The organism is Thioalkalivibrio sp. ALgr3, from assembly GCF_000377325.1.
GTDB lineage: Bacteria > Pseudomonadota > Gammaproteobacteria > Ectothiorhodospirales > Ectothiorhodospiraceae > Thioalkalivibrio.
Genome location: NZ_KB897979.1, coordinates 70242 through 91229, shown reverse-complemented (window position 1 = coordinate 91229; position 20988 = coordinate 70242). Strand labels below are relative to the sequence as shown.

19 protein-coding genes and 1 tRNA gene are annotated in these 20988 nt (G+C 66.4%); 19 read left to right on the top strand and 1 reads right to left on the bottom strand.

What is annotated here, in order from left to right:
• Positions 1 to 30: 30 nt before the first annotated feature.
• The 4 genes from dapB to greA all read left to right on the top strand — a co-directional run bounded on the left by dapB (position 31) and on the right by greA (position 5837).
• Positions 31 to 825 (top strand): 4-hydroxy-tetrahydrodipicolinate reductase, encoded by a 795-nt coding sequence (gene dapB / locus C998_RS0106095; RefSeq protein ID WP_026279496.1) that lies wholly within the window; start codon positions 31 to 33, stop codon positions 823 to 825.
• Positions 826 to 917: 92 nt separating this feature from the next.
• Positions 918 to 2051, top strand: coding sequence for a glutamine-hydrolyzing carbamoyl-phosphate synthase small subunit (carA, locus tag C998_RS0106090; RefSeq protein WP_018869973.1), 1134 nt, complete (start codon positions 918 to 920; stop codon positions 2049 to 2051).
• Between the two features lie 73 nt (positions 2052 to 2124).
• Positions 2125 to 5361 carry a carbamoyl-phosphate synthase large subunit gene (gene carB / locus C998_RS0106085; RefSeq protein WP_018869972.1) on the top strand — a complete coding sequence of 1079 codons (3237 nt, stop codon included), beginning with the start codon at positions 2125 to 2127 and terminating at the stop codon, positions 5359 to 5361.
• Positions 5358 to 5837 carry a transcription elongation factor GreA gene (gene greA, locus C998_RS0106080; protein WP_018869971.1) on the top strand — a complete coding sequence of 160 codons (480 nt, stop codon included), beginning with the start codon at positions 5358 to 5360 and terminating at the stop codon, positions 5835 to 5837. The genes carB and greA overlap by 4 nt, the downstream gene beginning before the upstream one ends.
• On the opposite strand, the gene yhbY is transcribed toward greA, so the two are convergent.
• Complete coding sequence (yhbY, locus tag C998_RS0106075) at positions 5830 to 6132, bottom strand: ribosome assembly RNA-binding protein YhbY (protein ID WP_018869970.1); 303 nt, start codon at positions 6130 to 6132, stop codon at positions 5830 to 5832. The genes greA and yhbY overlap by 8 nt on opposite strands.
• A gap of 72 nt (positions 6133 to 6204) precedes the next feature.
• Here yhbY and rlmE point away from each other — a divergent pair, with 72 nt between their 5' ends.
• The 15 genes from rlmE (at position 6205) to nuoH (ending at position 20986) form a co-directional block, all read left to right on the top strand.
• Complete coding sequence (rlmE, locus tag C998_RS0106070; protein ID WP_018869969.1) at positions 6205 to 6831, top strand: 23S rRNA (uridine(2552)-2'-O)-methyltransferase RlmE; 627 nt, start codon at positions 6205 to 6207, stop codon at positions 6829 to 6831.
• 58 nt (positions 6832 to 6889) lie between these two features.
• Entirely contained in the window at positions 6890 to 8848 is a 1959-nt protein-coding gene (gene ftsH, locus C998_RS0106065) for an ATP-dependent zinc metalloprotease FtsH (protein WP_018869968.1), read from the top strand.
• A gap of 114 nt (positions 8849 to 8962) precedes the next feature.
• Complete coding sequence (gene folP / locus C998_RS0106060) at positions 8963 to 9850, top strand: dihydropteroate synthase (RefSeq protein ID WP_051076723.1); 888 nt, start codon at positions 8963 to 8965, stop codon at positions 9848 to 9850.
• An 11-nt stretch (positions 9851 to 9861) separates the two neighbouring features.
• Positions 9862 to 11202 carry a phosphoglucosamine mutase gene (glmM, locus tag C998_RS0106055; RefSeq protein ID WP_018869966.1) on the top strand — a complete coding sequence of 447 codons (1341 nt, stop codon included), beginning with the start codon at positions 9862 to 9864 and terminating at the stop codon, positions 11200 to 11202.
• A 120-nt stretch (positions 11203 to 11322) separates the two neighbouring features.
• Positions 11323 to 12087: a triose-phosphate isomerase gene (tpiA, locus tag C998_RS0106050; protein WP_018869965.1), complete on the top strand. Its 765-nt coding sequence runs from the start codon at positions 11323 to 11325 to the stop codon at positions 12085 to 12087.
• Positions 12084 to 12470, top strand: coding sequence for a preprotein translocase subunit SecG (gene secG, locus C998_RS0106045; protein ID WP_018869964.1), 387 nt, complete (start codon positions 12084 to 12086; stop codon positions 12468 to 12470). Before tpiA ends, secG begins: the two co-directional genes overlap by 4 nt.
• A gap of 18 nt (positions 12471 to 12488) precedes the next feature.
• Positions 12489 to 12573: transfer RNA gene (locus C998_RS0106040), tRNA-Leu, on the top strand.
• Between the two features lie 266 nt (positions 12574 to 12839).
• Entirely contained in the window at positions 12840 to 13196 is a 357-nt protein-coding gene (locus C998_RS0106035; RefSeq protein ID WP_018869963.1) for an NADH-quinone oxidoreductase subunit A, read from the top strand.
• Entirely contained in the window at positions 13187 to 13663 is a 477-nt protein-coding gene (locus C998_RS0106030; protein WP_018869962.1) for an NADH-quinone oxidoreductase subunit B family protein, read from the top strand. Before C998_RS0106035 ends, C998_RS0106030 begins: the two co-directional genes overlap by 10 nt.
• A gap of 17 nt (positions 13664 to 13680) precedes the next feature.
• Positions 13681 to 14406 (top strand): NADH-quinone oxidoreductase subunit C, encoded by a 726-nt coding sequence (locus C998_RS0106025; protein ID WP_018869961.1) that lies wholly within the window; start codon positions 13681 to 13683, stop codon positions 14404 to 14406.
• On the top strand, positions 14399 to 15652 hold the full coding sequence (locus C998_RS0106020; protein ID WP_018869960.1) for an NADH-quinone oxidoreductase subunit D: 1254 nt from the start codon (positions 14399 to 14401) through the stop codon (positions 15650 to 15652). Before C998_RS0106025 ends, C998_RS0106020 begins: the two co-directional genes overlap by 8 nt.
• Positions 15652 to 16182: an NAD(P)H-dependent oxidoreductase subunit E gene (gene nuoE, locus C998_RS0106015; RefSeq protein WP_018869959.1), complete on the top strand. Its 531-nt coding sequence runs from the start codon at positions 15652 to 15654 to the stop codon at positions 16180 to 16182. Before C998_RS0106020 ends, nuoE begins: the two co-directional genes overlap by 1 nt.
• A gap of 4 nt (positions 16183 to 16186) precedes the next feature.
• Positions 16187 to 17467, top strand: coding sequence for an NADH-quinone oxidoreductase subunit NuoF (nuoF, locus tag C998_RS0106010; RefSeq protein WP_018869958.1), 1281 nt, complete (start codon positions 16187 to 16189; stop codon positions 17465 to 17467).
• A gap of 34 nt (positions 17468 to 17501) precedes the next feature.
• Positions 17502 to 19907 (top strand): NADH-quinone oxidoreductase subunit NuoG, encoded by a 2406-nt coding sequence (gene nuoG / locus C998_RS0106005; RefSeq protein ID WP_018869957.1) that lies wholly within the window; start codon positions 17502 to 17504, stop codon positions 19905 to 19907.
• 14 nt (positions 19908 to 19921) lie between these two features.
• Positions 19922 to 20986, top strand: a complete 1065-nt coding sequence (gene nuoH / locus C998_RS0106000; protein WP_018869956.1) for an NADH-quinone oxidoreductase subunit NuoH — start codon at positions 19922 to 19924, stop codon at positions 20984 to 20986.
• The last annotated feature ends 2 nt before the right edge of the window (positions 20987 to 20988 follow it).

Genomic DNA, 20988 nt, shown 5'->3' with positions numbered 1-20988 from the left:
TTGCGCAACTGACAGGAGGACGCAACGATCATGATCCGAGTAGCAGTCGCGGGCGCCGCCGGGCGCATGGGGCAGAACCTGGTGCGCGCGGTGGAGGAACACCCGCAGGCGGAGCTGGGTGCGGCCAGCGAACGTCCCGGCAGCGAGGCCATCGGCCAGCCGGTGGGTACCGCCGGCGCGGTACGCCTGGTCGAGGACTTGGCCGCGGTGACCGGGGATTTCGATGTGCTGATCGATTTCACCCGCCCCGAGGCGACCATGGAGCACCTCGAGATCTGCCGTCGGGCGGGGCGCACCCTGGTGGTCGGCACCACCGGCCTGGATGCCGATCAGGAGGCGGCGCTGCGCGCGGCGGCCGCGGAGCATACGGTCGTGTATGCCCCCAACATGAGCGTCGGGGTCAACCTGACCTTCAAGCTGGTGGAATTGGCGGCGCGCGCGCTGGGTGACAGCACCGACGTGGAGATCCTCGAGGCGCATCACCGGCACAAGGTGGATGCCCCGTCCGGCACGGCACTGCGTCTGGGGCGCATCGTGGCCGACACCCTGGGGCGCGACCTGGAGCAGGACGCGGTGTACGGCCGCGAGGGACACACCGGTGCGCGCGAGCGCAGCACCATCGGCTTTGCCACGGTGCGCGGCGGCGACATCGTCGGCGAGCACACCGCGCTGTTCGCCGGCGAGGGCGAGCGGGTGGAGATCACCCACAAGGCCTCGGATCGCGGGATCTTCGCCGCCGGCGCGGTGCGTGCGGCGGTGTGGGCCAGCGAACGCGGGCCCGGGCTGTTCGACATGCAGGACGTGCTTGGGCTGCGTGAGCTGTAGCCCCGTCCGCGCGGTCCGTGTTGGACGGGGGTTCGGGCGCTCGCGTACACTGATTCCATCCCTTTCGTAGATGCCCTGCCGGAGGTTCGCCCGTGCCCGCGCCCGCCCTGCTCGTCCTTGAAGATGGCACCGTGTTCCATGGCCAGGCGATCGGCGCCCTTGGCCAGACCGTCGGCGAGGTGGTGTTCAACACGGCCATGACCGGCTATCAGGAGATCCTGACGGACCCCTCCTATGCCCGGCAGATGGTGACCCTGACCTATCCGCATATCGGCAACACCGGCACCACCCCGGAAGACGACGAGTCGTCCCGCGCGCAGGCCGCCGGGCTGATCGTGCGCGACGTGCCGCCGCTGGTGTCGAACTTCCGCTCGCGCGAGTCGCTGCCGGATTACCTGCTGCGCCACGGGATCGTCGCCATTGCCGGCATCGACACCCGGCGGCTGACCCGTCTGCTGCGCGAGAAGGGCGCGCAGAACGGCTGCATCCAGGCCGGCGAGGTGGACGAGTCGGCGGCCCTGGCCGCCGCCCGCGAGTTTCCCGGCATCAAGGGCATGGATCTGGCCCGCGAGGTCACCACGCGCAAGCGCTACGAGTGGCTGGAGGGCACCTGGCAGCTGGGCGGGGAGCCGCGGCAGCTGAGCCCGGAGGCGGCCGAGTATCACGTGGTGGCCTACGATTTCGGCATGAAGCAGAACATCCTGCGGATGATGGTGGATCGCGGCTGCCGGGTGACCGTGGTGCCGGCGGAGACCCCGGCCGCCGAGGTGCTGGAGCTGGCGCCCGACGGGGTATTCCTGTCCAACGGGCCGGGCGATCCGGAACCCTGTGGCTACGCGATCGAGGCGATCCGTGAATTCTGCGAGCGGCGCCTGCCGCTGTTCGGCATCTGCCTCGGCCATCAGCTGCTGGGCCTGGCCAGCGGCGCGCAGAGCGTGAAGATGAAATTCGGCCACCACGGCGCCAACCACCCGATTCGTCACGAAGCCAGCGGGCGCGTGATGATCTCGTCGCAGAACCACGGGTTCGCGATCGACGAGGACCGGCTCCCGGAGACCCTGACGCCGACCCACCGCTCGCTGTTCGACGGCACCCTGCAGGGTGTCGCGCGGACGGACTGCCCGGCGTTCAGCCTGCAGGGACACCCGGAGGCGAGCCCGGGGCCGCATGACGTGTCCGCGGCGTTCGATGATTTCGTCGAGATGATGCGCGCCGCCCGCGCCTGAGAACCCCGGCGGCGCGCCCGCGTGCCGTCCGCCGAACCCGAATCCTGACCCGACAGCCAGCGAGAGCGGCCTCATGCCCAAGCGTACCGATATCCAGAGCGTCCTGATCCTCGGGGCCGGCCCGATCGTGATCGGCCAGGCCTGCGAGTTCGACTACTCCGGCGCCCAGGCCTGCAAGGCCCTGCGCGAGGAGGGCTACCGGGTGATCCTGGTGAACTCCAACCCGGCGACCATCATGACCGATCCGGAGATGGCCGATGCGGTCTACATCGAGCCGGTGGAATGGAAGACCGTGGAAAAGATCATCGCCGCCGAGCAGCCGGATGCGCTGCTGCCCACGATGGGCGGGCAGACCGCGCTGAACTGCGCGCTGGATCTCTCGCGCGAAGGGGTGCTGGACAAGCACGGGGTGGAGATGATCGGCGCCAACGAGGCGGCGATCGACATGGCCGAGGACCGCGACCATTTCAAGGCGGCGATGGCCGATATCGGCCTGGACACCCCCACCGCCGAGCTGGCGCATTCCTGGGAAGAGGCGCAGCAGATCCAGCCGCGCATCGGCTTTCCGGTGATCGTCCGGCCCTCGTTCACCCTCGGCGGCTCGGGCGGCGGCATCGCCTACAACCGCGAGGAGTTCGAGTACATCGTCAAGAACGGGCTCGACCTCTCGCCGGTCAACCAGGTGCTGCTGGAGGAGTCCGCGCTGGGCTGGAAGGAGTTCGAGATGGAGGTGGTCCGCGACCAGGCGGACAATGCCATCATCATCTGCTCCATCGAGAACGTCGATCCGATGGGGATCCACACCGGGGACTCGATCACCGTGGCCCCGGCGCAGACCCTGACCGACAAGGAATACCAGATCATGCGCGACGCCTCGCTGGCGGTTCTGCGCAAGATCGGGGTGGAGACCGGCGGCTCCAACGTGCAGTTCGCGATCAACCCTGACAACGGGCGCATGATCGTGATCGAGATGAACCCGCGGGTGTCGCGTTCCTCCGCGCTGGCCTCCAAGGCGACCGGCTTCCCGATCGCCAAGGTCGCGGCCAAGCTGGCGGTGGGCTATACCCTGGACGAGCTGAAGAACGAGATTACCGGCGGCCTGACCCCGGCCTCCTTCGAGCCGTCCATCGACTACGTGGTGACCAAGATCCCGCGTTTCACCTTCGAGAAGTTCCCGCAGGCCGAGGCCAGCCTGACCACGCAGATGAAGGCGGTTGGCGAGGCCATGGCCATCGGTCGGACCTTCCAGGAATCCCTGCAGAAGGCGCTGCGCTCGATGGAGACCGGCATGGACGGGCTGGACGAGCGCATCGATCTCGACACCCCGGACGTGGTGGAGCGCCTGCGCACCGCGCTGGCCAACCCGACGCCCGACCAGCTGCTGTACGTGGCGGATGCCTTCCGTCACGGCTTCAGTGTGCAGGACATCTTCGAGCTGACCGCCATCGACCCCTGGTTCCTGGCGCAGATCCAGGAGCTGGTGGATCTGGAAAAGGCGGTGCGCGACCGCATCCTCGGCGAGATCGATGCCGAGGAGATGTACCGGCTGAAGCAGCGTGGTTTTTCCGACCTGCGGCTGGCCCGGCTGCTGAACGAGACCGAGAAGGCCGTGCGCAAGCACCGTCATCGTCTTGGCGTGCGCCCGGTGTACAAGCGGGTGGATACCTGTGCGGCCGAGTTCGCCACCACCACCGCCTACATGTATTCCTCCTACGAGGAGGAGAACGAGGCGGAGCCGAGCGACCGGCAGAAGATCATGGTCCTGGGCGGCGGGCCCAACCGCATCGGCCAGGGGATCGAGTTCGACTACTGCTGCGTGCATGCCGCCCTCGCGATGCGCGAGGACCAGTACGAGACCATCATGGTCAACTGCAACCCGGAGACGGTCTCCACCGACTATGACACCTCCGACCGGCTGTACTTCGAGCCGCTCACGCTGGAGGATGTGCTGGAGGTCGTGGAGACCGAGCGGCCCGCCGGCGTGATCGTGCAGTACGGCGGTCAGACCCCGTTGAAGCTGGCGCGGGACCTGGAGGATGCCGGGGTGCCGATCATCGGCACCAGCCCCGACTCGATCGACCTGGCCGAGGACCGCGAGCGCTTCCAGGCCCTGCTGAACAAGCTGGGGCTCAAGCAGCCGCCGAACCGCACCGCGCGCAGCGAGGAAGAGGCCGAGAAGCTGGCCGACGAGATCGGTTACCCGCTGGTGGTGCGCCCGTCCTACGTGCTCGGAGGCCGTGCGATGGAGATCGTGCGCGACCGCGAGGATCTGCGTGGCTACATGCACAGCGCGGTCTCGGTCTCCAACGAGGCGCCGGTGCTGCTGGACCGTTTCCTTGACGATGCGATCGAGGTCGACATCGACGCCGTCTGCGACGGCCAGGAGGTGTTCATCGGCGGGGTGATGGAACACATCGAGCAGGCCGGTGTCCATTCCGGGGACTCCGCCTGCTCGCTGCCGCCGTTCTCGCTGTCGCTGGAGCTGCAGGAGCGCATGGTGGACCAGGTGCGCAAGATGGCCGTGGGCCTGCGCGTGGTCGGCCTGATGAACACCCAGTTCGCGATCAAGGGCGACGACATCTACGTGCTGGAGGTCAATCCACGTGCCTCGCGCACCGTGCCCTACGTGTCCAAGAGCGTCGGCCTGCCGCTGGCCAAGATCGCGGCGCGCTGCATGGCCGGGACCTCGCTGGCCGACCAGGGCGTGGGTGGTGCGGTGTTCCCCGACTACTACTCGGTCAAGGAAGCGGTTTTCCCGTTCGCCAAGTTCCCCGGCGTGGATCCGATCCTTGGACCGGAGATGAAGTCCACGGGCGAGGTGATGGGGGTGGGCCGCAGCTTCGCCGAGGCCTTCGCCAAGAGTCAGCTGGGCGCGGGCGTGCGGCTCCCCTCCACCGGCAAGGCCTTCGTGTCGGTGCGCGACATCGACAAGCCGGAGGTCATCGGGATCGCCCGCCGGCTGGTGGAGCTGGGTTTCGAGGTGCTGGCGACCCGCGGCACGGCCGGATTGCTGGAAGAGCAGGGCATCGCCGTGACCCGCGTGAACAAGGTTACCGAGGGGCGCCCGCACATCGTCGACATGATCAAGAACGACGAGGTCAGCTTTATCATCAATACCGTGGAGGGCAAGCAGTCGACCGCCGACTCCTACACGATCCGGCGCGAGGCCCTGATGCACAAGGTGGGTTACACCACCACCATCGCCGGGGCCCGGGCGACGGTCCAGGCCCTGGACCATCTGGAGGGCAGCGACGTGTTCCGGCTGCAGTCGCTCCACGAGGAGAACCGAGCAGGAGGGTTGGGTTCATGAAGAAGACACCGCTTACCCTGAATGGCGCCGAGAAGATGAAGGAAGAGCTGCGGCGCCTGAAGGCCGAAGACCGGCCGAAGGTGGTCAACGCGATCGCCGAGGCGCGCGAGCACGGCGACCTCAAGGAAAACGCCGAGTATCATGCGGCGCGCGAGCAGCAGAGCTTCATCGAGGGGCGCATCCGCGAGCTGGAGGCGACCCTGTCGAATGCGGAGATCATCGACGTGACCGCGCTGCCGCAGACCGGCAAGGTGGTGTTCGGCACCACGGTGGTGCTGGAGGCGACCGAGGACGGGCGCGAGGTCACCTACAAGATCGTCGGCGACGACGAGGCCGACATCAAGCAGAACATGATCTCGGTATCCTCGCCGATCGCCCGGGCGCTGATCGGCAAGGAAGAGGGCGACATCGTGACCGTTCAGGCGCCCGGAGGAGAGACGGAATACGAGATCCTCGAGGTGCGCTACGTCAACTGACGGGGTCGAGACTGACCTTCGGCGCTTCGGGGTTGCGCCGGAACAGGGTGGCCACGTGGCCGATGCGCTGAACCAGCTCCGCGCCGGTGCGCTCGCACATGTCGTGGATGACCTCGGCGCGGGTGTCGCGGTCGCCGATCCCGACCTTCACCTTGACCAGTTCGTGGTGGGCCAGCGCCTGTTCCAGCTCGGCCAGTACGGCCTCGGACAGGCCGTGGCGGCCAAGGGTCACGACGGGCTTGCGCGGGTGGGCCAGGCTGCGCAGATGGCGGCGTTGCGCGTCAGTCAGATTCACGGGAGGCTTGCTTCATTTTGAAACGTTACGAGTGTAGCACGCCGCCGCCGGCACGAAACCGGGGGACGGGTGATGCCTAAGCGCAGTCGCTCCAGTCAGCGCTGGCTGAAGGAGCATTTCGATGACCCGTACGTGCAGCGCGCGCAGCAGGAAGGGTATCGCGGTCGCGCGGTCTTCAAGCTGGAAGAGCTGGACCAGCGCGACCGTCTCCTGCGGCCCGGGATGCGCGTGGTGGATCTGGGGGCGGCTCCCGGGGGCTGGACCCAGTACGCGGCCGGTCGCATCGGGCGCAAGGGCGTGCTGGTCGCCTCCGACATCCTGCCGATGGACCCGGTCCCCGGCGCGGAGGTCGTGACCGGGGATTTCCGCGAGGACGAAGTGCTGGACCGCATCCTCGAGACCCTGGGCGGCGAGGGTGCGGATCTTGTGCTTTCCGACATGGCCCCCAATCTTACCGGTACGGATGCCGTTGACCAGCCGCGTTCGATCCATCTGTGCGAGCTGGCGCTGGATCTGGCGCTGCGCGTGCTGAAACCGAATGGCGCGTTTCTGGTCAAGCTGTTCCAGGGGGAAGGCTCGGATGCCTACCTTGCGGAGCTGCGCCGGTGTTTCGCACAGGTGAAGGTGCGCAAGCCGAAGGCGTCGCGGCCCCGCTCACGCGAAGTGTATGTATTGGCGCGGAACCCACGGGATGTGTAACGATCCATTAGTATTCACGGATACGCGTTCGGCCCAGCACAGCTTTTGAGGTGTCGTTTTGAATGGCCTGGTAAAGAATCTGATCATCTGGGCGGTGATTGCCGTCGTCCTGATGTCCATCTTCAACAATTTCGCGCCCGATCCCGAGCAGCAGGCGACGCGCAGCATCACCTACTCGGAGTTCATCCAGCAGGTGCAGAGCGGTCGCGTGGACAGCGTCACCATCGAAGGTGACAAGATCACCGGGCAGATGGCCGACGGGGAGCGCTTCTCCACCGTCAACCCGAACGATTCGGGGCTGATCGGCGATCTCCTCAACCATAACGTGGAGATCAACGCCGAGGAGGAGGCCGAGCGCGGCCTGTTGATGAGCATCCTCATCAGCTGGTTCCCGATCCTGCTGCTGATCGCCGTGTGGATCTACTTCATGCGGCAGATGCAGGGCGGCGGTGCCGGCGGCAAGGGCGCGATGTCGTTCGGCAAGTCCAAGGCCAAGCTGATGTCCGAGGACCAGGTGAAGGTGACCTTCTCCGACGTGGCCGGCTGTGACGAGGCCAAGGACGAGGTCGTGGAGCTGGTCGATTTCCTCAAGGATCCGGGCAAGTTCCAGAAGCTCGGCGGGCAGATCCCGCGCGGCGTGCTGATGGTGGGCTCTCCGGGTACCGGGAAGACCCTGCTGGCCAAGGCCATCGCGGGCGAGGCCAAGGTGCCGTTCTACAGCATCTCCGGCTCCGACTTCGTCGAGATGTTCGTGGGGGTCGGCGCCTCGCGCGTGCGCGACATGTTCGCCGAGGCCAAGAAAAACGCCCCGTGCATCATCTTTATCGACGAGCTGGACGCCGTCGGGCGTCAGCGCGGCGGCGGCATGGGCGGTGGCGGTCACGACGAGCGCGAGCAGACCCTCAACCAGCTGCTGGTCGAGATGGATGGCTTCGAGGGCACCGAGGGCGTGATCGTGATCGCCGCGACCAACCGTCCCGACGTGCTGGACCAGGCGCTGCTGCGTCCGGGCCGCTTCGACCGTCAGGTGGTGGTGCCGCCGCCGGACGTGCGCGGTCGCGAGCAGATCCTCAACGTGCACATGAAGAAGACGCCGATCGCGGAAGACGTGAACCCGCACAAGATCGCGCGCGGCACGCCGGGCTTCTCCGGTGCGGACCTGGCCAACCTGGTCAACGAGGCGGCGCTGTTCGCTGCCCGCGCCGGCAAGCGCCTGGTGGACATGAGCGACTTCGAGCGCGCCAAGGACAAGATCATGATGGGCGCCGAACGCCGCTCCATGGTGATGTCCGAGGACGAGAAGAAGCTGACCGCCTATCACGAGGCCGGGCACGCGATCGTGGGCCTGACCGTCCCCGAGCACGACCCGGTGTACAAGGTCAGCATCATCCCGCGCGGCCGCGCGCTGGGCGTGACCATGTTCCTGCCGGAGGAGGACCGCTACAGCCATTCGCGGACCAAGCTGGAGAGCCAGATCGCCAGCCTGTTCGGCGGACGCCTGGCCGAGGTGATCATCTTCGGCGAGAAATCGGTCACCACGGGGGCATCCAACGACATCGAGAAGGCCTCGCAGATCGCCCGCAACATGGTGACCAAGTGGGGGCTGTCGGAGAAGCTGGGGCCGCTGGACTACGGCGAGGACGAGCAGCAGTCGTTCCTCGGCCCGCAGATGGGCAAGCCCAAGCAGATGTCCGACGAAACCGCCAATGCGATCGACGAGGAGGTGCGCAAGATCATCGATACCCATTACGATCATGCGCGCCAGATCCTGCTCGACAATCTCGACAAGCTGCATGCGATGGCCGGCGCACTGATGAAGTACGAGACCATCGACGACAAGCAGATCGAGGACATCATGGCCGGTCGCGAGCCGCGTGAACCCGCCGACTGGAACGACGGCTCCTCCGGCGGGGGCGATGCCGGCAGCCCGGCGGGTGACGGCGAGGGTGAGGAAGGCGCCGACGACTCGCGGGACAGCGACCGCGGCGTGGTCGGAGGGCCGGCACCTCAGTCCTGACCCGCCCGAGGGCCCGTCGCGTGGCGGCGGGCACGACCGTTGAGCACCCCGGCCGCCGTGACCCCGTCGCGGCGGCCTTTCTGTTGGCGTCTTCCGCCATTCCAGGGACGACTGATGACCGCTACAAGTGCAAGCCCCGTGTTGCTGCAGGGACCGGCCGGTCCGCTGCCTCTGGATCGCCCGCGGGTGATGGGCATCCTCAACGTGACGCCGGATTCCTTCTCGGACGGTGGCGCCCATGATCGAGTGGATCGGGCGGTGGCCCGTGCGCGGCAGATGCAGGACGAGGGCGCGGATCTGATCGACGTGGGCGGGGAATCTACCCGCCCGGGGGCCGAACCGGTTTCGCTGGCGGAAGAGCGGCGCCGCGTGCTGCCAGTGCTGGAGGCGCTGGGGGCGGAGGTTTCCCTGCCGGTTTCGGTCGATACCATGAAGCCGGAGATCATGCGCGACGCGGTGGCCGCGGGCGCGGCCATGCTCAACGACGTGAATGCCTTCCGCCGTCCGGGCGCCGAACAGGAGGCGGTGGTGGCCGCCCGGGAGCGCGGCGTGGCCCTGTGCGTGATGCACATGCAGGGTGAGCCGCAGTCGATGCAGCATGCGCCGCACTACGAAGATGTCACCGCCGAGGTGCGGGCGTTCCTCGGCGCACGCTGCAGTGCACTGCAGGAAGCGGGGGTGCCGCCGGACCGTCTGGTGGTGGATCCGGGCTTCGGTTTCGGCAAGACCCTGGAACACAATCTCGAGCTGTTCCGCCATCTCCCGGACCTGGTCGGTGATGGTCGGCCGGTGCTGGTCGGGGTCTCGCGCAAGTCGATGATCGGGGCCCTGCTGGGACAGCGGCCGGTGACGGAGCGTGGCAGCGGGAGCGTGGTTGCGGCGCTGCTCGCCGCGCAGCAGGGGGCGCGCATCCTGCGTGTGCACGACGTCGCGGCCACGGCGGACGCCCTCGCGATATACTCCGCGCTGGATCCCCGCGGTACTGGTGGGGTCATGTCTTAGGGAGGAACCGCATGGGACGTTATTTCGGGACCGACGGCATCCGCGGGCGAACCGGCGAATGGCCGATGACGCCGGAGTTTGCCCTGCGCCTGGGCTACGCCGTGGGGGAGATCCTGGGCGAGAACGGACATGCCCAGGGGCCGGTGCTGGTCGGCAAGGATACCCGGGTCTCCGGCTACATGTTCGAATCGGCGCTGGAGGCGGGTCTGTCGGCGGCCGGGCTCGACGTGGCCCTGCTGGGCCCGATGCCCACGCCGGCCATCGCCTATCTGACCCGGACCTTCCGTGCGACTGCGGGGGTGGTGATCAGCGCCTCGCACAACCCGTTCAATGACAACGGGTTCAAGTTTTTCACCCCGGAGGGCGACAAGCTGCCCGACGCGGTGGAGGCTGCGATCGAGGCGCGCCTCGACGAACCCGCGCAGGCCATCGACGGGCGGCGTCTGGGCAAGGCCGTACGCATCTCCGACGCGGCCGGGCGCTACGTCGAATTCTGCAAGAGCGCGATCCCCGCGCGGTCCGAACTGCGCGGCATGCGCATCGTGCTCGACTGCGCCCACGGGGCGACCTACAACGTCGCGCCGCATGTGTTCGAGGAGCTCGGGGCGGAGGTCGAACTGACCGGTGCCGCGCCCGATGGCTACAACATCAATGAGGGCGTAGGGGCGCTGCACCCCGAGCGCCTGGCCGAACGCGTGCGGGCCGCGGGCGCCGATCTGGGCATCGCCCTGGATGGTGACGGCGATCGCGTGATCCTGGTCGACGCTGCGGGGCAGATCGTGGACGGGGACCGCATCCTCGGGATCCTCGCCCTGGAACGCCTGCGCCAGGGCACGCTGGGCGGGGGTGTCGTCGGTACCCAGATGACCAACCTCGGCCTGGAGAACGCGCTGGCCGAAGCCGGCATCCCCTTCGTACGCGCGCGGGTCGGGGACCGTTATGTCCTCGAAGAGCTGCGTCGCCACCGATGGCTGCTGGGCGGGGAGGGATCCGGGCACATCGTCTGTCTGGACCATACGACCACCGGCGATGGCACCGTTGCCGGGTTGCAGATCGCCCATTTGATGCATCGGACCGGGCGTTCCCTGGCGGACCTGGCCGCAGCCATCCCGCAGTTCCCGCAGGCACTGGTCAACGTGCGTCTGGATGCGGGGGCTGGCGAGCGTCTGGAGGCGCCGCCGGTACGCGCTGCCGTGGCCGAGGTGGAATCGGAGCTGGGGCGCCGCGGGCGTGTGCTGCTGCGACCGTCGGGCACGGAACCCCTGATCCGCGTGATGGTCGAGGCGGAAGACGCGGGCGCCACGCAGGCCGCCGCGGAACGGATTGCGGACGCCATCCGCGCGGTCGCCTGACGCCCGCCACCCGGTGCGCGTCACGCGGCGCCCGGGTGGTCGGTTGATTTGCCGGGAACGCGCCGGTAACATCCCGCCGCTCAATCATGGAACCCGGGTCACCGCAGGAGGAACCACCGCATGCGCAAGCCGCTGGTCGCCGGAAACTGGAAAATGAACGGCTCCCGCGACGCCAATCGCGAGCTGCTGTCCGCGCTCCGTTCGGAGCTGGACGGACTGACCGGCGTCGAGCTGGCCGTGTGCCCGCCTGCGGTCTACCTGCCCGAAGTCGTCGAGGCCCTGGCCGACAGCCCGATTGAGGTCGGGGGGCAGGACTGCTCCGATCAGGCTTCCGGCGCATACACCGGCGAGGTCGCCGCGTCCATGCTCAAGGATGTGGGCTGCCGTTACGTGATCGTGGGGCACTCCGAACGTCGCGAACGCCAGGCCGAGGACAGCGCCTGGGTCGCGGCCAAGTATCAGGCGGCCCTGGCCGCCGGCGTGACCCCGATCCTGTGCGTGGGCGAGCAGAAGGCCGAGCGCGAAGCCGGTCGTACCGAAGCGGTGGTGGGCGAGCAGCTCGATGCCGTGCTGGACGCCGCCGGGGTCGAATCGCTGGACCGCGCCGTGATCGCCTACGAGCCGGTCTGGGCGATCGGCACCGGCCTGACGGCCACCCCGGAGCAGGCGGCCGAGGTGCATGCGTTCATCCGTAACCGGGTGGCCGGCCGCGATCCGCGCGTGGCTGCCGACCTGCGCATACTGTATGGCGGGTCGATGAAGGCCGATAACGCCGCCGGGCTGCTGGCCCACGATGACATCGATGGCGGCCTGGTGGGCGGAGCCTCGCTGGATGCCGCGAATTTCGCCGGGATTGCGCGGGCCGCGACCGGGGCGGGCGAATGATCTACGGGATTCTCCTGGTCGTTCAGGTGGTGGTGTCGATCTCCATCATCGCGCTGGTGCTGATGCAGCACGGCAAGGGCGCGGATGCCGGGGCCGCATTTGGCAGCGGCGCTTCGGCCACCGTGTTCGGTGCCCAGGGGTCGGCCAACTTCCTGAGCCGCGCCACGGCCTTTCTGGCCGCGGTGTTTTTCATCAACGGGCTGGCCCTGGCCTATATCGCTGCTTCGGAACCCGAGGCGCGCAGCCTTATGGATGAACCGACGCCCGAAGAGGCGGTCGAGGACGATATCCCGATCGGGGATGTCCCGGGCATGGCGCCGGGCGATTCCCCTGCCGACGAGCCGGAGGATCCGCCCTCGCGGCCGCAGGACGTGCCACAATAGGGCTTCAGTCAGGAATACGCAGATGTGGTGGAATTGGTAGACACGCTATCTTGAGGGGGTAGTGGCGCAAGCCGTGTGGGTTCGAGTCCCACCATCTGCACCATTTTTCAATGAAGGTTCCGTCCGGAGGTCCGGGCGGAACCTTTTTATTGTAAAGCCTTTATAAACAATAACTTGGCGTTTTATGTGAGCTTGACACCGTTTTCCGGCTTCACCTAGACTGCCTCACCGGTGAGCGCACCGGCCCGATCGCCCGAGGGCCGCGGCCCCGGCGCATTCACCCAGCAACGCTGAACCGCCCATGGTCCGGCCCTCCTGTTCGGCCGACCCGTGGACCTGCCCGCCCGAGGCGGCGTACGGGAGAGAGACATGCTGGAAGGATATCTGCCCATCCTGCTGTTCATTGCAGTAGGCATCGTGATCGGCATCGTGCCGCTGGTGATCGGCATGGCCGTGGGGCCCCGCAAGGCGGATGCCGCCAAGGATTCGCCGTATGAATGCGGCTTCGAGGCGTTCGAGGATTCGCGCCTCAAGTTCGACGTTCGGTTCTATCTGGTCGCCATCCTTTTCATCATCTTCGATCTCGAGATCGCCTTTCTGTTTCCCTGGGCCGTCTCCCTCGATGCCGTAGGCCTGTTCGGGCTTCTTGCGATGGCGCTGTTTCTGCTGATTCTGGTAGTCGGCTTTGTCTACGAATGGAAGAAGGGGGCGCTGGAATGGGAATAGAAGGCGTTCTGGAAAAGGGCTACGTCACCACCTCGGCTGACAAGCTCATCAACTGGGCCCGCACCGGCTCCCTGTGGCCGATGACCTTCGGTCTGGCCTGCTGTGCGGTGGAGATGATGCACACGGGTGCCGCGCGCTACGACATGGACCGGTTCGGGGTGGTGTTCCGTCCGAGTCCGCGTCAGTCCGACGTGATGATCGTGGCGGGTACGCTGGTCAACAAGATGGCACCGGCGCTGCGCAAGGTGTACGACCAGATGTCCGAACCGCGCTGGGTAATCTCCATGGGCTCCTGTGCCAACGGCGGCGGCTACTACCACTATTCGTATGCCGTGGTTCGGGGTTGCGACCGCATCGTGCCGGTGGATATCTACGTGCCCGGCTGTCCGCCGACGGCCGAGGCACTGCTTTACGGCATCATCCAGCTTCAGAACAAGATCCGGCGCACGAACACGATCGCGCGCTGAGCGACCCGGGGTGGCAGATGGCTGAACAACAGACCTGGATTGACGTACTGCGCGCGAAGCTGGGCGAACGCCTGGACGGAGTGCGGGTGGTCAACGGCGAGGCAACCATTGAAGTACCGGTGGACGCCTGGCGTGAGATCGCCGAGACCCTGCGCGACGACGAGGATTTCGGATTCGACATCCTGATCGACCTGTGCGGGGTGGACTATCTCGAGTACGGACAGACCGAATGGGCCACCGATGATGCCTCCAGTGAGGGCTTCAGTCGGGGCGTCCAGCCCGCCACCTCCGGCCGGTTCACCTTCGATGATGCGCCCGGTGAGTCGCGCTGGGAAGGGCCGCGTTTTGCCGTGGTGGTGCACCTGCTGTCGGTGCAGAACAATCGTCGCCTGCGCATGCGTGCCTGGCTGCCGGATGACGAATTCCCGGAGCTGGAGTCGCTGGTGGACGTCTGGGCGTCGGCCAACTGGTTCGAGCGCGAGGCCTTCGATCTGTTCGGGATCCTGTTCTCGGGACATCCGGACCTGCGTCGTATCCTGACCGACTACGGTTTTGTCGGCCATCCGTTCCGCAAGGACTTCCCTCTGATCGGGCACGTAGAGATGCGCTACGACACCGAGCAGGCTCGCGTGGTGTACCAGCCGGTGACTATCGAGCCGCGCGTGCTGGTGCCGAAGGTGATCCGCGACGACCATCGCTACACCGATGGCGACGCGCCGGCGGAAGGAGCCGATCATGCCTGAGATTCGCAATTTCACCCTGAACTTCGGCCCCCAGCATCCGTCCGCGCACGGCGTGCTGCGGCTGGTCCTGGAGATGGACGGCGAGGTGGTACAGCGCGCCGATCCGCATATCGGCCTGCTGCACCGCGGCACCGAGAAGCTGGCCGAAAGCAAGCCGTACAACCAGTCGATCGGCTACATGGATCGTCTCGACTACGTATCCATGATGTGCAACGAGCACGGTTACGTGCTCGCCATGGAGCGTCTGCTCGGGATCGAGGCGCCGCTGCGGGCGCAGTACATCCGGGTGATGTTCGACGAGATCACCCGCATCCTGAATCACCTGATGTGGCTGGGTGCGCACGCCCTGGATATCGGCGCGATGACGGTGTTCCTGTACGCGTTCCGCGAGCGCGAGGACCTGATGGACTGCTACGAGGCGGTCTCCGGCGCGCGCATGCACGCCACTTACTATCGGCCCGGCGGGGTCGCCCGCGACCTGCCCGGCACCATGCCGAAATACCAGCCGTCGGCCTGGAAGTCGCAGGAAACGGTCGACGAACTGAATGCCAATCGTCAGGGTTCGCTGCTGGACTTCATCGAGTCGTTCACCGAGCGCTTCCCGGGCTGCGTGGACGAATACGAGACCCTGCTGACCGACAACCGGATCTGGAAACAGCGTACGGTTGGTATCGGCGTGGTGGATGCCGAGCGGGCGAAGCAGCTCGGATTCACCGGACCGATGCTGCGCGGATCCGGGGTGGAATGGGATCTGCGCAAGAAGCAGCCCTACGAGGTCTATGACCAGCTGGATTTCGACATCCCGGTCGGCGTCAACGGTGACTGCTACGACCGTTACCTGGTGCGCATGGAAGAAATGCGACAGTCCAACCGCATCATCCGTCAGTGCGTCGACTGGCTGCGCAACAATCCCGGTCCGGTGCTGCTGGAGGATCACAAGATCACGCCGCCCAAGCGCGAAGAGATGAAGGCGGACATGGAGTCGCTGATTCATCACTTCAAGCTGTTTACCGAAGGGATGTGCCTGCCGGAAGGCGAGGCCTACGCCGGCATCGAGCATCCCAAGGGGGAGTTCGGTTGCTATCTGGTGTCGGATGGTGCCAACAAACCGTATCGTCTCAAGGTGCGCCCGCCGGGCTTTGTTCACCTTTCCGCCCTGGACGAAATGGCGCGCGGCCACATGCTGGCCGACGTCGTGGCCATTATCGGAACCCAGGATATTGTCTTCGGGGAGATTGATCGCTGATGGCTGCCGAACCCAAACCCGTTGCCTTTCACAAGCCGGCCGAGCACAAGGTCGATCTGAGCGACCACGAGCGCGAAGAGATCGATCACTGGCTGGCCCGGTATCCCGAGGACCAGAAACGCTCGGCGGTACTCGCCGCACTGCGGGTGGTCCAGCATGAGGACGGCTATGTCTCCACCGCCAAGATGGACGCGGTTGCCGACTACCTCGGGCTGCCGGCCATCGCCGTTTACGAGGTGGGTTCGTTCTATTCGATGTTCGAACTCGAGCCGGTGGGCAAGCACACCATTGCGGTGTGCAACAACATCTCCTGCAGTCTGCGCGGCTCGGCCGGGATCATCGAACACCTGGAGAACCGGCTCGGCATCACCCTGGGCGAAACCACGTCCGACGGGAAGTTCTACCTGAAGAAGGAAGAAGAATGCCTCGCCGCCTGTTGCGGGGCTCCGATGATGCAGGTGAACCACGTCTATTACGAGAATCTGACGCCGGAGCGCGTGGACGAGATTCTCGACGGCCTGGAGTCCTGAAGCGATGGCCAACCAGATCTGTTTTGCGACCCGCTACCTGGACAACCCGTCGTCGCTCGAGACCTATCGCAGCGTCGGCGGCTACCAGGCGCTGGAAAAGGTGTTCGGCGGCAAGATGGCCGCGGAAGACGTGATCGAGGAGGTCAAGACCTCCAACCTCCGCGGCCGCGGTGGCGCGGGGTTCCCGACCGGGATGAAATGGTCGTTCATGCCGCGCAATTCCCCGGGCCAGAAATACATTGTCTGCAACTCGGATGAATCGGAGCCCGGTACCTGCAAGGATCGCGAGATCCTGATGTACAACCCGCATGCGCTGATCGAGGGGATGGCGATCGCCGGTTACGCGATCGGCGCAACCGTGGGATACAACTACATGCGCGGCGAGTTCATGGACGAGGTCAATACGCGCTTCGAGGCTGCTCTGAAGGAGGCCTACGAGGCCGGCTACCTCGGGCGTGACATCCTTGGCTCGGGCGTGGACTTCGATCTGTATCCGACGCTGGGCGCGGGCGCCTATATCTGCGGCGAGGAAACCGCGCTGCTGGAGTCGCTCGAGGGCAAGAAGGGGCAGCCGCGCTTCAAACCGCCATTCCCGGCGAACTTCGGCGTCTACGGGAAGCCGACGACAGTCAACAACACCGAGTCGCTGGCTTCCATCCCGTCGATCATCCGCAACGGCGGCCAGTGGTTCGCCGACCTGGGCGTGCCCAAGTCGGGGGGCGAGAAACTGTTCTCAGTTTCCGGACACGTCAACAAACCCGGCAACTTCGAAGTGCCCCTGGGTACGCCGTTTCGCGAGTTGCTGCAGATGGCCGGTGGCGTGCTCAACGGCCGCGAGCTCAAGGCGGTGATCCCGGGCGGATCGTCCGTGCCGGTGGTGCCTGGCGACACGATGCTGCAGACCAACATGGACTACGATTCCATCACGCAGGCCGGATCCATGCTCGGCTCCGGCGCGGTGATCGTGATGGACGAGACCACCGACATGGTGAAGGCGCTGCAGACGATCTCGCGCTTCTATTATTCCGAATCCTGCGGTCAATGCACGCCGTGCCGTGAGGGTACCGGCTGGCTGTACCGCATGCTGACCCGCATCGTGGAAGGGAAGGGTCGTCCCGAGGACCTCGAACGCCTGGACGACGTTGCGAGCAAGATCGAAGGGCACACCATCTGCGCCCTTGGGGATGCCGCCGCGATGCCGGTGCGCAGTTTCGTGAAGCATTTCCGTCACGAATTCGAACACTACATCCAGCACGGCCGGAGCCCGGTGGCCAGCGCCGCCTGATCGCCCCGTCGCGCACACGCAGCAGGAATCGAACATGAGTCAGGATCAGCCACAGGATCTGGTCACCGTCGAGATCGACGGGCAGACCTTGCAGGCGCCCAAGGGCACCATGCTCATCGAGGTTGCGGACGAGGCCGATATCCGGATTCCGCGCTTCTGCTATCACAAGAAACTGTCCGTGGCCGCCAATTGCCGGATGTGCCTGGTGGAGGTCGAGCGTGCGCCCAAGCCGCTGCCGGCCTGTGCGACGCCGGTGATGGACGGCATGAAGGTGTACACGCAGTCGCCCCTCGCCATTTCCGCACAGAAGGGCACGATGGAATTCCTGCTGATCAATCACCCGCTGGATTGTCCGATCTGTGATCAGGGCGGCGAGTGTGAACTGCAGGACGTGGCCATGGGGTATGGCGAGTCCGTTTCGCAATACACCGAAGCCAAGCGGGTCGTGCACGACAAGGATATCGGTCCGCTGATCGAAACCGAGATGACCCGCTGCATCCACTGCACCCGCTGCGTGCGCTTTGGCGAGGAGATCGCGGGCGTGCGCGAACTGGGTGCGACCGGGCGTGGCGAAGACATGCGGATCGGGACCTATGTCGAGAAGACCGTCGCACACGAGCTCTCCGGGAACGTGATCGATCTGTGTCCGGTGGGCGCGCTGACCGCCAAGCCGTCGCGCTACGGCGCACGTGCCTGGGAATACGCACAGGCCCCGAGTATCGCTCCGCACGACGCGGTGGGTTCCAACATTGCCGCCCATACCTATGACGGGCGCGTGATGCGGGTGGTCCCGCGCGACAACGAAGCGGTCAACGAGACCTGGATCTCGGACCGGGATCGTTTCTCCTACGCGGGGTTGTATGCCGAGGACCGCGTGACCACGCCGCGCATCAGGCGCGACGGGCAGTGGCAGGACGTGGACTGGGAGACCGCCCTGCAGCATGCGGTCGAAGGCCTGCGCAAGGTGGCCCCGGAGCGGATCGGCGGGCTGTTTTCCCCATCGCTGTCGCTGGAGGAACACTACCTCGGCCAGAAACTGCTGCGCGGGCTGGGCGCGCGTGACATCGACCATCGACTGAGCCAGCAGGATTTCCGCGACGACGACGCCGCGCCTCTGTTCCCCTGGCTTGGCAGCCCGATCGCCGAGCTGGACCGCGCCGATGCGATCCTGCTGGTCGGTACCAATCCGCGGCGCGAGCAGCCGCTGCTGGCGCATCGCCTGCGCAAGGCGGTTCTCAACAACGATGCCCGGGTCACCCTGGTGCACAACCAGTTGCTGGACCTGACGTACCCGGTGGCGGCCCAGCTGGTCGGCAACGAGCACGACCAGGTCATGGCCCTGGCCGGGATCGCCGGCCGGATCGCGGCGGCCGGCGAGGGCCTGCCCCCGCGCCTCGAGAAGATTGTGAAGTCGGCCGAGACCGATGATCCGGACACCCGCGAAGCGTTCGAGCGGGCCGCGCGCTCGCTGCTGGACGGGGAACAGGGCCATGTGCTCCTGGGTGCGGACGCGATGGCCAGCCCCGCGTTTGCAACCCTGCGGGCCCTGGCCGGCTGGATCGCCCGCCACACCGGCGCCCGTCTCGGGTACATGCCCGAGGGCGCGAATGCCGCCGGTGCCTGGCTGGCCGGGGTGCTGCCGCACCGCGGCGTGGCCGGTCAGGAGCCGGAAACCGCAGGGTGCCCGGCGCCGCAGATGCTGGCCGAAGGCCGGGACGCGTTCATCGTTGCCGGACTCGAGCCGGGGCGTGACGGGCACGATCCGGTCGCTTTTCAGCAGGCACTGCGCGACGCGGGTTTCGTGGTCGCACTGACCTCGTTTGCCGACGCCGAATTGCAGGCATCGGCCGACGTTCTGCTGCCGGTCGCCACCAGCTTCGAATCTTCCGGGACCTTCGTGAACGCGGAAGGACGCTGGCAGAGCTTCCGCGCGGCGAGTCGCGCCCCGGGCGAGGCCCGTCCCGGCTGGAAGGTCTGGCGCGTGCTGGGCAACCTGTTCGGGCAGAAGGGCTTCGATTACCTCGATTCGCCCGCGGTGCGCGATGAGCTGAAGGGCCTGCTCGCGGATGTCAGCTTCGACAACACGGTGAACCTGAACCGGGTGCACGTCGAGGAGCCGGAAATCGCCGACCCGGGCAAACGCGGCTTGCGGCGCATGGCCTCGCGTTCGCTGTACGCCGGCGATGCGCTCGTGCGTCGCGCCGAACCGCTGCAGCGCAGCCCCGAGGGTCAGCTGGCGAATGCGGTGCAGGTGCACCCCGACTCGGCCGGCGGGATCCCCGACGGCAGTCGCGTCCGCGTGCAGCAGGGCCGGGCCGAGGCCGAATTGACGCTTGTGCTTGACGATTCCGTACCGCCGGGTCTGGCCATCACCCTCACGGGTGGCGCCGCCGCCCCGCTTGGTGCCCCGGGCGAGCCGGTGACGCTCGCCCGCGCCTGACAAGGGACTGAACCATGTTCGACTGGATTCTCAACCTGTTCCACTCGCTGCCGACGGTGATGCAGATCCTGATCGGCATCCAGCTGATCGTCATCCCGCTGATGCTGGGCGTGGCCTATCTGACGTTCGCTGAACGCAAGGTTATCGGTTCCATCCAGGTGCGGATTGGCCCCAACCGCGTCGGGCCGCGCGGCTGGCTGCAACCGATCGCGGACGGGCTCAAGCTCCTGTTGAAGGAGGTGATCGTTCCGGCGAATGCGAACCGGTTCCTGTTCTTCAGTGCCCCGGTGCTGACGATTGCCCCGGCGCTGGCGGCCTGGGCGGTGGTGCCGTTCTTCGAGGGCGGCGCGCTGGCGGACGTCAACGCGGGGCTGCTATACCTTCTTGCCCTGACCTCGCTAGGCGCCTACGGGATCATCATCGCCGGCTGGGCCTCGAACTCGAAATATGCCCTGATGGGATCCCTGCGATCGGCTGCGCAGCTGGTGTCCTACGAGATCGCGATGGGCTTTGCTCTGGTGGGCGTTTTGATGGCTGCCGGTTCCATGAACGTGGGCGAGATCGTGAAGGCGCAGGAAGGCAGCATCTATCACTGGTTCCTGCTGCCCCTGTTGCCCCTGTTCTTCGTCTATTTCATATCCGGTGTGGCCGAGACCAACCGTGCTCCCTTCGACGTGGCCGAGGGCGAATCCGAGATCGTTGCCGGATTCCACGTGGAATATTCCGGGATGGCGTTCGCGCTGTTCTTCCTGGCCGAGTACGCGAACATGATCCTGATCTCGGCACTGACCGCCGTGCTGTTCCTGGGCGGCTGGCTGTCGCCGTTCCAGGGCATCGTGCCGGAGGCGGTGTTCGACTGGCCGCTGATCGGCACGCTGCTGGGCGACGGTCTGCACTGGTTCCTGATCAAGACCGCGCTGTTCCTGTTCATCTTCCTGTGGCTACGTGCCACCTTTCCGCGCTATCGCTATGACCAGATCATGCGCCTGGGCTGGAAGGTGCTGATTCCGGTCACCATCGTATGGCTGTTCGTGCTGGGCGCGTTCGTCGCGTTCGACGTCGGCCCGTGGTTCGCGTAAGG